Source organism: Carboxylicivirga agarovorans (assembly GCF_050589845.1).
GTDB classification, from domain to species: Bacteria; Bacteroidota; Bacteroidia; order Bacteroidales; family Marinilabiliaceae; genus Carboxylicivirga; species Carboxylicivirga agarovorans.
On sequence record NZ_JBNGPA010000035.1, the window covers coordinates 1 to 16487 of the forward strand.

Here is a 16487-nt window from a genome sequence, read left to right on the forward strand (position 1 = left end):
TGTCCTTAATATCTGTGATAGATTCTTCCTAATTACACGGTAAAGTTAACGCAGCAGATGGAGCTTTTATCCAAAGAAAATATTCTTTTTTATCTTCTTCTCTTTTTCAAGTACAAACTAACGATTAATACTATAACCATACGAAAATTTGAGGTTATTCAGTAATCGATTAGCTATGGGACAGAAATGGTATGATAAAATAAGTAACCCAGGGAAAATGAAGACACTTTTTGAGCACCCCGAGCTTAAAGATAAAACAGAAGTATAAATCTCAATTGAAACATAGGGTAGAGGTTAAGTTGTAATGCTCTCTTATTTTGAAAAAAACCATTTTTCAAAATAAAAATAACTATTCTGAAATTCTATCTCGTGTGCTTTTCACGTTATTTGAAGCTCAAACTTAGTGCCGATATATCATGAGCTCTATTCAGATAGAGGGCGATTATCGTTCCTGTGAAAGTTTGAGAGAACTATAAACGCATGAAATATTAATATATTAACAGATAGAAAAATGAGAAAATTGTTAGTGGTAATGTTTATCACATTATTATCAGCACAAGCTTATGCACAGGTGTATAATCGTAAAGATTTAGATAAGCAAACAGCCGACTATCCCTTTATTTGGGGAGCACAGTATTACAGAGCGCCCACACCAGCAAAGGAGAATTGGGATTCAGACATGAAGCGATTTGCAGAACTGGGCATGAAAGATATTAAGTTTTGGTTACAGTGGCGATGGGGCCATCCTGCAGAAGAGGAATACTACTTTGATGATCTGGATGAATTGATTGAAACGGCGGCAAAGTATGACCTTCGAGTTACCATTAATGCCATATTTGATGTTGCGCCAGTGTGGTTATATGAAAAATATCCCGATGCCAAGCAAATTATGAACAATGGTCAGCCTATTGAACCCTATGTTGTTTCGCACCGTCAGATTGGAGGACACCCTGGTCCATGTTACAATCATCCGGGTGCCTTGCAGGAACGAAAAACATTTTACAAAAAAGCCATAAATCATTTAAAAAAACACGACAACCTTGTGTTGTGGGATGCCTGGAATGAGCCTGAATTATCTTTTCCGCAGCGAGATGGTAAATTAGAGACCTTGGCCTGCTATTGCGATCATTGTAAAGACGGGTTTCACAAATGGTTAGAAAATAAATATGAAAAGCTTGAAACGCTTAACCAGGTATGGGGAAGAAACTATCGCACGTGGAGTCAGGTAGAGTTACCAAAGAGTACTTTAACCTACAAAGATTTTATCGATTTTAGAGAATTCCAGGGAGCGACGCTAATGAACGAAGCGAAGTGGCGTCTGGCAATGACTAAGGAATTAGACCCCAACACCATCACCTACCTGCATGTTGTGCCCAATACCACACAGCCCTTTAATGCTGTGACCACTTGTATGGATGATTTCGAGGTGTCAAAACATTGTGATGTATTTGCAGCAACCATGAACAACGGGCCCTATTTTACACCTCAGGTGGTGTCGGCAGCACAAGGTAAAGTATGTTACAATGTTGAGAGTCATATCAATGGTGGTACCACCTCTATGCATCAGGCTGTAATAGATGAGAATGCCTTACTGAATGATTTTCTGCCACAGGTAGGAATGGGAATCAAAGGTTTTATGTTCTGGCAATTTCGTCCGGAAATATTAGGAAATGAATCGCCTAACTGGGGAGTGCTCAATATTGATGGCTCTGACAGGGTAGTTACTAAGGCTGCCGAGAAGTTTGGAGCCACCTTAAAACCACATACCGATAAGTTGATGCTTAGCTTCCCGAAACAGCCTGAGGTGGCTATCTGGAAGAGTCAAAAAAATGAGATATTCCATTACTGTCAACATGGTAACTTCAACTCTTTAGCGGAATCTATCAATGCCTATTCTGATTTCTTATATAAGCACAGTTTTGCGTTTAACTATGTCAATAGTGCTATGCTGAACGATTTGTCACAATACAAAGTATTGATAATGCCTTCGGCTTATTACTTGACACAACAAGAAGCTGATGCGATTGATGCCTTTGTCAATAAGGGTGGAGTTCTATTGAGTGAGGCTCACCTGGGAGGCTATAGCGATGACCTAGGACGACACAATTTTAATATGCCGGGATTTGGCTTGGATAAAAAGTGGGGAATCAAAGAAGTGGAGACTTCTACAACCTACCGACTTAAAATGCCTGAAAAGGAAGAGGTTAATTTAGATGTTGTGGCGGATGTCAAGAAGTTTTTAAAGGATTTTGGAACCACAGGGGGGAAATATGTGCCCATTGCCATGAATGATGGAACGGTACTTTGGGGGGCTTTCCGTTATGCCAAACTGGAGGCTGATAATGCTACTGCACTTGGTTCTTTCACCAAAGATTATCCAACCATTATTACAAAAGAGATCGGCAAAGGAAAAATCTGGTATTGCGGCACCAACATTGGCGAAGGCAGTGCAAAGGATAAAACGGGCTTTTATAAATTATTACTTAATATTCTTTCCGAAAGTAATGTGAAAGCAGAGCTTGAAGCCAATAAAAGAGATGTATGGGTGAAAGGTCTTTATGAAAAAGATAAGCTAAACTTTATGGTCGTGCGTAATATGGATAACAAAGATTCTTCAGTGAGCCTTCAGTTTAAAGGAAAAGCCAAAGGATTGTTTAGTGGTATGGTAATACAACCTGGTGAGAATATTGCCCTTCCAAAAGGGTTCTGTGATATGTTTGTGGTTGAGTAAAGTAAGGTGGAGTTACCATTAAACCTAATAGATTTAAAAATCTGTTAGGTTTAATTATAAGAAGATAATTTGATAAAGAAAGTGTTTAAATATAAAGAATACAAACACTTAGAGATTGTGAAACAAGCGCTGTGTGTAAGTGATAGGGTAATAGATACAGACGTCAACACACGCATAAACTATCATCAAAATGCCAAGATTTAAAATACCTATTTACATCCTTTTCATTACCGGTCTTATCGCTACATCATGTAGCACAAAAACAGCAGAAACCACGAATGCTCTTCATCCTGTTTATTGTAATCCGATCAATTTAAATTACAATGTCCAATACGCTAAACGCCCAAGACCCGAGTGGAAAGATAAGGGCATCATGGTACGTGAAGGTGCTGATCCTACCATTGTCCTGTTTAAAGACAAGTATTACCTTTTTAGTTCGGTGTCTGATTGCTACTGGTCAAGCGATAACCTTACCGAATGGGGTCCCATTACGCCTACCGATACAGTTAATTTGCCGATCATATTTAATTATGCACCAACCGTTGTCGTTATTAATGACAAAATGTACCTGAAGGATGGTAACGGCGATGGATGCGTTTACAGCACTGAATCGCCCGATGATCCTAATTCATGGAAACCGATGCAAAACAAAGGTTGGCTCAGACCCGACAGCCAGTTTTTCTTAGACGATGATGGTCGCCTATGGAATGTGTATGGTTGTAGCCCTACTGGTTATTTGCATATTCAGGAAATGGACATTGAAACTTTTACCGTAATAGGAAAAACCTACTCTTTCTATATGCCCGATGTGAATAATAGGGGATGGGAACGTGGAAATCGAGATTCCAGAGGTAATAATGAGAATGAATCACATGGTTGGGTAGAAGGAGGTCAGTTGTTCAAGCACAACGGCAAATACTATTTTGTGTATAGTTTGCCCGACTTGAGCAACGCTTATGCAAATGGGGTGTATGTGGCTGATGATATTTTAGGACCATATACCTATCAGCAACATAACCCGGTAACACAAAAACTTACCGGGTTTGCTTCCGGTGCAGCTCACGGACAAATATTCAAAGACAAATACGACAATTGGTGGACTTTAACTTGTCAATCTGTTTGGGCATACGACCGATTTGAACGGCGTATAGGTCTTTTTCCCACTTTTATCGATGATGACGGTACCTTGCATACCGATACGTATTTGGGAGATTATCCAACCTTTGTACCACAACATACATTAAATGACAAAGAACACCTGTGGGCAGGAATGAATTTAATTTCTCATAATAAATCCCTTACAGCCTCCTCTGTCTTAAAAGGACACGAGCCTCTTTTTTGTGTTGATGAAAAGATAGATACCTGGTGGAGTGCAAAGACCAGTGATAAGGGAGAATGGATTAAGATTGATCTTTTTGAACCACATGTTATACAGGGAATTCAGGTGAATTTTGCAGAACAAGACCTTACCATGTTAATTGAAGAAGGTGCATGTATGAAATATTTTATTGAGGGCTCTAATGATAACAAAAAGTGGGAAATGTTATTAGATAAGAGTGAAAACACAAAGGACGTACCTCACGATTTTTCCTCAATTAATAATGATAAAAGCTTTCGATATGTCAAAATCACAAACATCTATACACCCTACGGTGGTAAGTTTGCGCTACGTGGATTGCGCATATTTGGACATGGATTAGAAAAATCCCCTGCTATTTCCCCTCGGTTTACAGTGAAACGAAATAATAATGATCCACGTCAAGCATCGGTAAACTGGGAAGAGGTAGCAGATGCCGATGGTTATATTATACGCTATGGCATAAACAAGAATAAGCTTTACAATAATAATGTAGTTTATCGTGTCAATAGTTATGATATCCGTAGTTTGGACAGAGAAACAGATTATTATATCACAATAGAATCTTTTAACGAAAACGGCGTAACCCGCGGAAAAGAAATAAAATTTATACCCAGCAACACCAAAGGACTTGGGGTGAAAATGATTGAAGCAGAAAGCATAAAGCCATAATCATATGCATAATTGGAAAAAATAATATAAAATGAAATCATCAATAAAATTAATTAGCCGTAGAGTAGGTTTACTGGCTCTTGTGCTGGTAGGTGTTTTTAACTCTTGTAATACTGTTGAGCTTGATACTACAAAGTTTAAGTATACTCTTAACCCGGCATTTCCAAGATTTGATTATTTCTCAGTAGATGCCCTGGGGAAGTCAAAATTAGACAATAGCCCGCTAATATTAGAGGAAATAGAGGGGCAGGTTTTCACATCAAAAACAGATGGATACAACACATCTTATTATTTAGAGGGAAACGAAGAAAAGGCGGCCTGGGAATTTATTCTAACAGAAAGTGGTTTTAACTTAAAATCGAATTTTGTTGAGAACAATGTTCCATGGGAGATTAAGTTTGATCAGCATAAAAATCATATCACGGTACTGGGCATAGTTCCCGATAAGAACAAGATAGAAACACCTTGTGTGATGCACTTGCCCGATATGGGATCTTTTAAAGTTCGTTCAGAACAAGTTGGCATACTTGATTACACTTCCTGCAGGGTGGATGTGCCTAAGAAATTTGTTCAGCTTTCATTTCCGGCTGCCACAAAAGAGCAAAGCACTGTTGAATATAGTTTTGAGATTGCGGCCATTTATCCTGAACTGGATAAGATAAAGGGAGATGCCCGTTTTGACGGTTACCGCCGGAGTTTTATTAATGCGCTTCAGGTGAATCCAAACATAAAGATGCTGGCTAATAACTCATCCAGCGATGCCTGTGGTTTTGTACAATATGGTTATTCCGAGGTTGCTTTACAAGCCCCACCCCTGGTGGATAACCTGAGGGCCATTGATATTGTGGGGATGACACTTGACTCCTATCTCTCCGGGGTGAAATCGTATGGAGAAAAAGGCTATGTCAGTGACCAGATTTTCGAGTCGGATTTGACCGTATGGGGAAACCAAAACGCTTCATTGGATACCTATCCGTCTTTGCTTATAACGGCGTGTAACTACTATAAAGGCACAAAAAATACCAAATGGCTGAAGAAGAATTATCAGGGAATAGAGAATTGGGCCAATGAAATTATTACAAGAGATGCCGACGGCGATGGTTTAATAGAGTATGGCTTTAGTGGTAATTCAGGCACTTGGTCGGGCGATCACCTGATGCGGCCTGCCAACTGGTGGGACTGTGTTGGTTTTGCACATAAAGATGCTTATTCGAATGCCCTGGCTTACCGTGCCATGAAGATGTATGCAGCACTTAATGAAGAGCTGGGGGAAATAGAAAAAGCCAAACAGTACGATGCTTTTGCCGAAAAATTAAAAAGTAATTATTACAATACATTCATCAATCCGGAGACAGGAGTTTTGGCAGGCTGGAAGAGTGAAGACGGTGAACTGCATGATTACTATTTCACCTTTGTTAACGGCATTGCCATTGCTTATGATGTAGTTAGCAAAGAACAAGGGGATAAAATTATGGATAACATTCTGGTAAAGATAAATGAGGTTGGGTTTAGTAATTTTGAATTGGGTTTGCCCGGCCCCCTTATTCCTATTAAAGCCTCTGATTACACCCATCACGATCCTCGTTGGGGAGGCAGCCTGTCGGATGAAACCAATGAAGGGTGGCAACATTATCAAAATGGAGGAACATCGGCCAATTTCATCTATTTTACAATCAGGGCTCTGTATCAATTGGGCCGGATACAGGATGCCGAAAGAATTCTTTTTCCCTTACTAAAAGGGATTGAAGATGGTAATTTCCAGGGCGTGTGTGATGATGGCCAGACAAGAGAATGGCAAACCTGGAATGGAGAATGTACCGGATATGAAGGGTTTCTGGTGGATAGTTACTGGGCCGTACTGGCGGTAGTTGAGAATTTTAAGTGAGATTCCGGTTTTGAAATGAGAACAGGGTTAATTAAGTGAGTTCAAAGTAAATTACCTAACAGGTTTTTTTAATACTTGTTAGGTATTATGTATACAGGTGATTAGATAAAGAGGGAATCTAAAATATTCAGAAGAATAATACACATGAAAAATCAAAGTGGAAACGTCGTCCTACCACTATTAAAAACCGTAGGAGTATTACTCTTGTCATTCTTACTACATGCGAAGGTCGCAGCTCAAGATGAAAAAATGAATATCATCTTTATTCTAGTAGATGACCTTGGATGGATACCGGAGTATATGGCAGCGAATATTATGAAACCCCTAATATTGATAGGTTGGCAAAAATGGGGATGCGTTTTACAAATGCTTACTCTGCCAATCCATTGTGTTCTCCCAGTCGCGCAGCTTTATTGACCGGCCGTTATCCTGCCCGATTTGATTTTACTTCGGCAGCAGGTCATTTGCCGGCTAATCCCGATATGGTGTCAGGGCTATCGGATAAAGGAGCCGATTGGCAAAAAGTAGTAACACCCCATATCCGTAACTACATGCCTTTGGAAGAACGGACCATAGCAGAGGTTCTTAAAGCAGAAGGTTATACCACGGTTCATCTGGGTAAGTGGCACTTGGGCGATGAGGGGTACACCCCTGAAAAACAAGGTTTCGATTATAATATAGGAGGGTACAACCTGGGATGGCCACGTTCATACTTTTCACCTTACAAAAATGAGAAAATAAGTGATGGGCCGGAAGGTGAGCACCTCACAGATAGACTAAGCTCTGATGCTATTGATTTTATAAAGAATAATAGGGAGAAGCCATTCTTTATGAACCTGTGGTATTTTACTGTGCACGATCCCTTTCAGGCTAAAAAGGAATTGGTGGAGAAGTACGAACAAAAGAATGATCCACGGGGTAGGCAGGGCTTTCCGGTAATGGCGGCCATGATCGAGACTTTAGATCAAAATATAGGTAGGCTAACAACTGCCCTAGAAGAAATGGAAATGATGGATAATACCGTTATTATTTTTACCTCGGATAATGGAGGGGTTGAATATGAAGCTTATCAAGGGCAGACACCAACAGATAACTATCCCCTGCGAGATGGTAAAGCAAATGTTCACGAAGGGGGTGTACGCGTACCATGTATCGTTCACTGGCCGGGACAAACGCAAGCGGGAAGTGTGTCAAATCAGGTAATTTCAGGTGTCGACTTTTTTCCTACCCTACTGGATATGGTGAGTGCTGATCAATCAGCGCTTAAAAATGAGATAGACGGAGTTAGCCTTACAGAAGTGTTAAAGTCGGATAAGCCACTCCAAAGAGAGGGTATATTTATAGACTTTCCACATTATACAATTTTCCCATCTAACTACCCTTCGACGGTATTAATAAACGATGAATGGAAATTTATTCGTGTTTATGGACATGCACCCGAAGGTGAAGATTTCTATGAATTGTACCGGATAAATGAAGACATAGAGGAGAACTTTAATGTGGCAGCTTATTACCCAAAAGTGGTAAAGAAATTAGATGCACAAGTTTCTAAACACATTAAAGAAATTGGTCACCATGAACCTAGGGCAAACCCAGCTTTTAATCCTAAAGTCATCAATCCTATGGGTAAAAAATTGAAGGTTGTTAAAAAAGAAAATATAGTAAGCAAATAATATTTTACGCAAATGATTCAAAAATATAACTATCAGATAAATAGCATTATATTGATTCTTTTTCTCTCTGCTTGCGGATATTATGAAACAGCAGAACAAAATGAAAACCCCCTGAATATTGTATTAATCACCCTTGATGACATGGGCTACGGTACCACCGGGGTAGAGGGCTGTTCTGTGCCCGGAATTACGCCTTATATTGATCGGTTTGCATCCGAGGGCATTACTTTTACACACGGATTTGTAATGTCGCCCATGTGCGGACCTTCAAGGGCAGCCATACTTTCAGGACGCTATCCACATTGCAGTGGGATGATGGGACACGGAAAACAACCTCCTGTATTATGGGAAGAGCCTGCAGTTAAAACACCTACTATATCTACCTACCTGCATGATCATGGATATACCACCGGCGCCATATTAAAATTGAGTCGTTCGAAATACATGAACACCTGGGATACCGAATATCACGAGTTTCCTTTTGGAGTGGGCTTTCACGATCGTAATCCAAAATCCTTTTATACCAGAACAAAGGAGTTTATAAATTCTGCGACAAAGAGCAATAAACCCTTTTTTCTTTATGCCAATCCCATTGACCCACACCGTCCCTGGGATAACACGGAGCAGGAAAAAGCAATGCTGGCACAGTGGAATCCGGATAAAAAATATCCGGAGCCATCAAGAAAATATAGCACAGAAGAGATTGAAGTGCCGGAATTTTTATTGGATCTGCCGGATGTAAGAGAAGCATTAGTACCTTATTACAATGCCCTGAACAGGGGAGATGAGTGCGTAGGAAGTATTTTACAGGCCATTGACGACAGTGAAATGCGGGATAACACATTGGTTATCTTCCTTTCGGACCATGGAATGGGAGCCCCCGGTGCTAAAAATACCTTGTATCACGATGGAATCCGTACCCCAATTATTATGCGATGGCCCAAGAAAATCAAAGAAGGTGTGATGGATGATAAATCTATTGTATCGGTGGTTGATTTAGTTCCTACTATATTGGATGCAGCAGGATTACCTTCTCTGGAAGCGATAGAGGGAAAATCCTTCATTGATGTGATACTGGGTAAGTCGGCTAGAACAGAGAGAGCATATGCCTATGCTTCCAGCAACTATAAATCAAATTCTACTCAGGAAGAGTTTTTCCCTCACCGGGCTATTATCGATGAATCCTTTTGTTACATATTCAACGCTTATGTTGTTAGAACAGATGGTAAAAAGAAAAAGGCCAGTGGATGGATGGATGTAGTAAATTCCAGTCTCACAAAAAGCGAAAAACTAAAAAATAAGATTGAATATATGGAGTATCGAGCACCGGAAGAGTTGTTTGATTTAAAGAATGATCCGGGCTGTTGGAACAATCTTGCACAAAATTCTGATTACGCAGATCAAATAAAGGAGTACAGAAAGAAGCTCTTGAAAGAAATGAAAGAGACCGCTGATCCGGAATTATCGGTTTTTGATGATTTTATATCTCAGTAAATTCAATTGGGCTGAAAAATATTATGATTAGTCATTGTAATGCAAGTTAGTTTGTCAGGAAACAATGATGAAAAGCAAAGAATGACGTTGCGAAAATTTGAAATTGTCAAATAAAAGCACTCGTCCTATTCCGTGAATGTAAATGTCCTTCATTTAAAACCTTACTTCTAAGAAGTAGGATGCTGATTTTGCTGATTTAATAATGGATGATTGTATGACTTTCTAGCGCCTCTCTCTCTAAAATATTCTTAATCTCAAGAGTGGATAAGTCTAAAAAGAATGATTTTCAAATAAAGCGTAATGATTTTCAAATAGAAAAAGACATTATTGAGAGTTTATTTGTAAGCTGATACATAAAATAAGGTTCATGTTGAAATTAATCCTTGGGACATTCTTTGTTGGTGTTTGTATACTCGTTCAGGTAAAAGCTGAGATTACGATGCCAGTTGCTTTTGGCAATGGGATGGTGCTACAACGCGACATGCCTGTTCGTATTTTTGGGCAGGCAAGCGATGGAGCTTACATAACAGTTCGATTCAATGGTCAGGAAAAAACAGTCACAGCGCAGAATAGAGAGTGGATGCTTAGCTTAGATGCGATGTCTGCAGGTGGTCCATATGAACTAACTATTTCAGGGGATGGCACAGCAATCACCTATACCGATGTGATGGTAGGAGAAGTCTGGGTAGCAGGTGGGCAATCCAACATGAACTTTGAGTTGGCATGGAGTACTAATTTTGAAGCAGATTTACCTTCAACAGAAAATCCAAATCTGCGCTTCATGAAAATTCCCGTCACTGAATTTGGTGAAATAGACAGGGTTGGCTTGGTGTGGAAAAATTTTGATCCTCAATCAGTCAGGGAGTTTTCTGCTGTTTCCTACTATTTTGCTACTGAACTGCAAAAACGCTTGGGTGTTACAGTTGGTATTATTGGAAGCTATCGTGGTGCGACATGGAATGAAAATTGGATGACACGTGAATCAATAGAGAGTGAACCTGCCTTACAATATTTACTGGATGATTATGAAACTGAATATGCAAAATTTGAAGATGAGGCAGCTTATGAGGCGGCCTATCAGCAGTTTTTGATTGACTTGCAGGAATGGGAAGATAATGGAGGTTGGTCAAGTGGAGCAAGACCCATGGCTCCTATGGGTCCCAAAGCTTATCAGCGTCCATCGGGTTTATACGAGTGTATGATCAAACCCTTACAACCCTACACCATCAAAGGATGTATATGGTACCAGGGCGAAGGCAATGCCGGGCGATACGATGAGTTTATGACTTTATTCCCAGCTTTTATAAAAGGGTGGAGAGATACATGGCAGCTGCCTGATCTACCGTTTTACTTTGTTCAGCTGCCTGGTTATGGCGAAGGTCAAACCTGGCCACAGTTCAGGCAGGCGCAGTTTGAATGTTGGAAAAGACTGGACCATTGTGGTATGGTGGTCGCCGAAGGTGCCGGTGATGAAGCTGATATTCATCCAAAAGTAAAGAAGCCAATTGGCGAACGTCTTGCCATTGCAGTATCTGCCGGGGTGTATGGGCAGAATCATATCCCTTATGGCCCGGCATACAAGTCTGTTGAATTCCAAAATGGTAAAGCGACCATCTTCTTTGACTATTCAGGAAGTGGTCTGGTATTAAATAAAGAAAATAGCAGCTCTTTTGAGATTGCAGGGGAGGATAAGGTCTTTAAAGAGGCTCAGACAACGATAAATGGCAGTGAGCTTATTTTATGGAACGATGCCATTGGTGATCCTAAATATGTACGTTATGCTTATAGTCCATTTCCAGAGATGGTTCTGTTTAATCAGGAAGGATTACCTGCTTCTCCTTTTACAATCCTGGTTGGAAGTTCACATGTAAACAGTGCAGGAGAACTTTAAAGAAGGTGATATTATAAAGCAATTTATAAAAAAAAACTTAAAGATATTGATACATTATGAAAACAAAAATGAAATCAATTAGCCGTTTAGCAGCTTTATTGTCTGTTGCTTTGATGGGAGTTTTTAACTCTTGTAACTCTGTTAAACCTGATACTACAAAATTCAAGTATGCTCTTCATCCCGAATTTCCAAGGTTTGAGTATTTATCAGTAGATGCCCTTGGTAAATCCAAGCTCGATAACAGTCCTCTAATTCTGGATGATATCAAAGGTCAATCCTTTGTTTCAAAAACAAAAGGAACAAGTACCTCCTATTATATGCCTGATAATGATAAAAAAGCTGCCTGGGAATTTATCCTGACAGATAAGGGATTTATCTTAAAATCAAATTTTGTTGAGAATAATGTGCCATGGGAGATTAAGTTTGATCAGCATAAAAATCACATGACGGTTTTGGGACTTATTCCTGAGAAAAATAAAGTAAAAACTCCCTGTGTGATGCACCTGCCTGATATGGGTTCCTTTAAAGTTCGTTCGCAACAGGTGGGGCTTCTTGATTATACCTCCTGCAGGGTGGATGTGCCACTTAACTATGTGCAGATCTCCTTTCCGGCAGCTACCAAAGAACAGGGTACGGTTGAATATAGCTTTGAGATTGCCAGTATCTTTCCGGAATTAGATAAAATTGCAGGAGACGCCCGTTTTGATGGCTATCGCAGGGCTTTTATCAATACTTTACAGGTGAATCCGAATATCCAGATGCTGGCTAATAACTCCTCGAGCGATGCTTGTGGCTTTGTACAATATGGTTATTCGGAGGTAGCCCTGCAAACCCCCGAACTGGTGGATGGCTTAAAGGCCATTGATCTCGTAGGTATGACACTGGATACTTACTTGTCAGGACAAAAAGCTTATGGCATGCGTGGCTACGACAGCGATTGGATTTTCGAGTCGGAACTGACCAACTGGGGCAATCAAAATGCTTCACTGGACACCTATCCTTCTTTGCTGATCACAGCCTGTAATTATATTAATGGTACAAAAAATTTCCAATGGTTGAAGGATAACTATCAGGGAATAGAGCATTGGGCCAACGAAATATTGTTAAGAGATGCCGATGGTGATGGTTTGATAGAGTATGGCTTCAGTGGCAACTCCGGCACCTGGTCGGGCGACCACCTCATGCGACCTGCCAACTGGTGGGACTGCATAGGTTTCGGACACAAAGATGCCTATTCCAATGCCTTGGCTTATCGTGCCATGAAAATGTATGCACAAGTAAATGAAGAGCTGGGGCAAACAGAAAAGGCCAAACAGTATGATGCTTTTGCTGAGAAATTAAAAAGCAATTATTACAACACCTTCATCAATCCTGAAACGGGAGTGTTAGGGGGCTGGAAGAGTGAAGATGGCAAGCTCCACGATTACTATTTTACATTTGTTAATGGCATTGCGGTAGCTTATGACCTGGTTACTAAAGATCAGGGGGATAATATGATGGATAACATCCTGGCAAAGATGGATGAAGTAGGTTTTAGTAATTTTGAATTGGGAATACCCGGTAATCTAATTCCTGTAACCGCTTCAGACTATACCCATCACGACCCACGCTGGGGGGGCAGCCTGTCAGATGAAACCAACGAGGGATGGCAACATTATGAGAATGGTGGTACTTCAGGTAACTATGAGTACTTCACCCTTAGAGCATTATACCGTTTAGGACGTAAAGCAGATGCAGAACGACTTATGTTCCCACTTCTAAAGGGTTTTGAAGACGGTAACTTTCAGGGAGTAGGAGAAAATGGAATGTCTAAAGACTGGCGAACCTGGGACGGAGAGTGTTTTGGGTACGAAGGTTACTTGGTTGATAATTACTGGGGAGTACTTGCCGTAGTTGAGAATTATAAGTAAGACTCTTTAACCCAGATTATGTAATTGCTTTTTAAATTCATAATCTGGGTTTATCATATTTGATTATAACACAAAAAAGATTATGAATTCAAAAGAAAGATTTCAAAAAACGATAAATAGAGAGACTCCTGACAGAGCACCATTATATGTTTCTGTTACACCTCAGGTAGCACTAAAGTTATGCAACAAGCTAAATGAACCTTATCAAGAGCCTCTAGATTCCATGTTATCCACACGGGCATCACACATGGATCTGATTGCAAAGTTAGGTGCAGATGCAGTAGGAATTACCGTATGCGCGCCCATTAATAATCCTACCATTGAACTTGGGGACAGTATTATTAAAAATGAGTGGGGCATGATATTTAAAGATACCGGTAAATATAATGAGTTTCATGAATTCCCGTTGGCCCATGCGCAAACCGCAAAAGATATTGAAGAGTATGGTTTTCCTGATCCATTTGCAATAGGGCGTTGGGATGCTGCACAAAAAACGATTGATAAATACGGAAAGACACACGGTATAATAGCTGATTTAGAAACCACATTATTTGAAACAGCCTGGTACCTGGTTGGGTTGGAGAAATTCATGATGGATATGATGATGGAGGCAGACTACATTAATCCATTACTTGATAAAATTCAATTCATCCATACCGAATACGGGAAGAAATTGATTGAGCTCGGAGCCGATGTGTTATGGTGTGGCGATGATTTTGGCTCGCAAACAAGTTTGATGATGGATCCTGACTCTTTTAGAAGATATTTTAAGCCGCGTATAAAAGCGATGTTTGCTGAGTTTAAGAACGTGAATCCAAACATTAAGCTTGCCTGGCATTCCTGTGGAGCCATTAAAACTATTATTCCTGATTTTATTGAAGTCGGTTTAGATATATTAAATCCTATTCAGCCCTTGGCTACAGGTATGGAGCCGCAAGAACTAAAAGACACATTTGGGAAAGAGCTTATTTTCTTTGGAGGAATGTGTGTACAGGATTTATTGCCCAATGGTACACCAGAAGAGATTAAAGCAGAGGCCATCAGAAGAGCTGGAATACTTGGTAAAGATGGAGGATATATCATAGCCCCGGCCCATAATATTCAGGAAGACACTTCCGTAGAGAATATATTGGCATTATTTGAGGTCGTAAAGCAGATGTAAAATAAAAGTAAAGGAATTAAAGACCTGAAAGGTCTACGATAGAATAAATAGAGTATATGAAAACAGTATTTTCAGTACTTTTGGTAGTACAGGCAGTGTTTTTCACTGCTTGCACGACCAAAAAACATACTAAAGAAAAACCTAATATCATTTTTATTTTTACAGATGATCATGCCTCACAAGCTATCAGCGCTTATGGTGGTATTCTGGCAGATGTAGCACCCACGCCAAATTTGGACAAACTGGCCAACGAAGGAATGTTATTTAAGCGATGCATGGTCACCAATTCTATTTGTGGACCAAGCAGAGCAGCCATACTTACAGGTAAACACAGTCATGCCAATGGTTTTTATCAAAATGAAAACACCGTTTTTGATGGACAACAATTTACCTTTCCTAAAGCTTTGCAAGCAAGCGGTTATCAAACTGGAGTCGTTGGCAAGTGGCATTTAGGAGGTAAGCCCACCGGTTTTGATTATTGGGAGATATTACCGGGACAAGGTGCCTATTACAATCCTGATTTCATTACAACAGATGGAACATACAGAGAGGTTGGTTATGTTACCGATATAGTAACTGACAAAGCTAAGAAATGGCTTGAGGGCCGTGATAAAAACAAACCTTTTATGTTGATGGTGCAACATAAAGCTCCGCATCGTAACTGGATGCCGGCAGAAAGGCACTTATCAGCATTTGATGATGTAAGCATTCCGGAACCGACTACTCTTTTTGATGATTATGATGGACGGGGTACTGCAGCGCGTGATCAGGATATGTCTATTGAATATACAATGGATATGGGAAAGGACCTTAAAGTAAATAGCTTAGAACTTGATAATAGATTGTCAACATTGTTAAATCGAATGAATGAAAATCAACGCGCTGCATGGGATAAATCTTACGAACCTAAAAATAATTCCTTTGTTGAGGCAGAATTGTCGGGAAATGATTTAGTAAGATGGAAATATCAGCGTTACATAAAAGACTATTTGCGTTGTATAAAGGCAGTTGATGAAAGTGTAGGCGAGTTAAAAGCATATCTTGAAGCGAACGGTTTAGATAAAAACACCATTATTGTTTATTCTTCCGATCAGGGATTTTACCTTGGAGAGCATGGCTGGTTTGATAAACGATTTATGTATGATGAGTCGTATCGTACCCCTCTTATTGTAAAATGGCCTGGAGTGATCAAAGGCGCTTCAATAAACTCCGATTTGGTGTCGAACCTTGATTTTGCATCTACATTTTTGGAAATGGCCGGAACCACTATTCCTGATGAAGTTCAGGGAGAGAGTTTAGTGCCGTTATTAAAGGGTCATACCCCGGACAGCTGGCGGAAAAGTTTATATTACCATTATTATGAATATCCGGGTTGGCATATGGTGCACAGACATGAAGGAGCCTATGATGGACGTTATAAATTAATGAATTTCTATGATTTAAATGAATGGGAATTGTATGATTTAGAAACAGATCCGAATGAAATGAAAAATCAAATCAATAATCCTGAATATGCGAATGTTGTGAAAGTCATGAGAGCAGAACTCAATAAGCTGAGAACTCAGTACAAGGTGCCAGAAAACCAACCTCAATATGTTTCAAATCCTGATATGCGTTATCATTCTGAAACCATGCGTAAAAGGGCATTAACGCATTAAGAAATTATTCATTAAAATTGAAAGGGAGGCTGTTATGTATTCAAACAGCCTCTT

At 39.9% G+C, this 16487-nt stretch carries 9 protein-coding genes; all 9 read left to right on the forward strand.

The genetic code is table 11. From position 1 onward, the window contains the following. Positions 1-511 precede the first annotated feature (511 nt). Positions 512-2731 (forward strand): beta-galactosidase, encoded by a 2220-nt coding sequence (locus tag ACRD69_RS21335; protein WP_430817176.1) that lies wholly within the window; start codon positions 512-514, stop codon positions 2729-2731. A gap of 190 nt (positions 2732-2921) precedes the next feature. Continuing rightward, the gene (locus ACRD69_RS21340) at positions 2922-4760 is read left to right on the forward strand and encodes a family 43 glycosylhydrolase (RefSeq protein ID WP_430817177.1); all 1839 of its coding nucleotides are present in this window, start codon (positions 2922-2924) and stop codon (positions 4758-4760) included. A gap of 31 nt (positions 4761-4791) precedes the next feature. Next, on the forward strand, positions 4792-6645 hold the full coding sequence (locus tag ACRD69_RS21345) for an alpha-L-rhamnosidase-related protein (protein WP_430817178.1): 1854 nt from the start codon (positions 4792-4794) through the stop codon (positions 6643-6645). 284 nt (positions 6646-6929) lie between these two features. Next, entirely contained in the window at positions 6930-8318 is a 1389-nt protein-coding gene (locus ACRD69_RS21350) for a sulfatase (RefSeq protein ID WP_430817179.1), read from the forward strand. 12 nt (positions 8319-8330) lie between these two features. Next, positions 8331-9812, forward strand: coding sequence for a sulfatase family protein (locus ACRD69_RS21355; protein ID WP_430817180.1), 1482 nt, complete (start codon positions 8331-8333; stop codon positions 9810-9812). Between the two features lie 367 nt (positions 9813-10179). Further along, on the forward strand, positions 10180-11703 hold the full coding sequence (locus ACRD69_RS21360; RefSeq protein ID WP_430817181.1) for a sialate O-acetylesterase: 1524 nt from the start codon (positions 10180-10182) through the stop codon (positions 11701-11703). 56 nt (positions 11704-11759) lie between these two features. Then, a complete protein-coding gene (locus tag ACRD69_RS21365; protein WP_430817182.1) occupies positions 11760-13613 on the forward strand; it encodes an alpha-L-rhamnosidase-related protein in 1854 nt (617 codons plus the stop codon). An 82-nt stretch (positions 13614-13695) separates the two neighbouring features. Next, positions 13696-14775, forward strand: a complete 1080-nt coding sequence (locus ACRD69_RS21370) for a uroporphyrinogen decarboxylase family protein (protein ID WP_430817183.1) — start codon at positions 13696-13698, stop codon at positions 14773-14775. A 56-nt stretch (positions 14776-14831) separates the two neighbouring features. After that, a complete protein-coding gene (locus tag ACRD69_RS21375) occupies positions 14832-16433 on the forward strand; it encodes a sulfatase family protein (protein WP_430817184.1) in 1602 nt (533 codons plus the stop codon). Positions 16434-16487: the final 54 nt, after the last annotated feature.

Bases quoted from the DNA above. Each gene is read 5' to 3' on its own strand.
- ACRD69_RS21365 (WP_430817182.1), top strand. From the start codon at position 11,760: ATGAAAACAAAAATGAAATCAATTAGCCGTTTAGCAGCTTTATTGTCT.
- ACRD69_RS21355 (WP_430817180.1), top strand. From the start codon at position 8,331: ATGATTCAAAAATATAACTATCAGATAAATAGCATTATATTGATTCTT.
- ACRD69_RS21375 (WP_430817184.1), top strand. From the start codon at position 14,832: ATGAAAACAGTATTTTCAGTACTTTTGGTAGTACAGGCAGTGTTTTTC.
- ACRD69_RS21370 (WP_430817183.1), top strand. From the start codon at position 13,696: ATGAATTCAAAAGAAAGATTTCAAAAAACGATAAATAGAGAGACTCCT.
- ACRD69_RS21335 (WP_430817176.1), top strand. From the start codon at position 512: ATGAGAAAATTGTTAGTGGTAATGTTTATCACATTATTATCAGCACAA.
- ACRD69_RS21345 (WP_430817178.1), top strand. From the start codon at position 4,792: ATGAAATCATCAATAAAATTAATTAGCCGTAGAGTAGGTTTACTGGCT.
- ACRD69_RS21350 (WP_430817179.1), top strand. From the start codon at position 6,930: ATGGATACCGGAGTATATGGCAGCGAATATTATGAAACCCCTAATATT.
- ACRD69_RS21360 (WP_430817181.1), top strand. From the start codon at position 10,180: ATGTTGAAATTAATCCTTGGGACATTCTTTGTTGGTGTTTGTATACTC.
- ACRD69_RS21340 (WP_430817177.1), top strand. From the start codon at position 2,922: ATGCCAAGATTTAAAATACCTATTTACATCCTTTTCATTACCGGTCTT.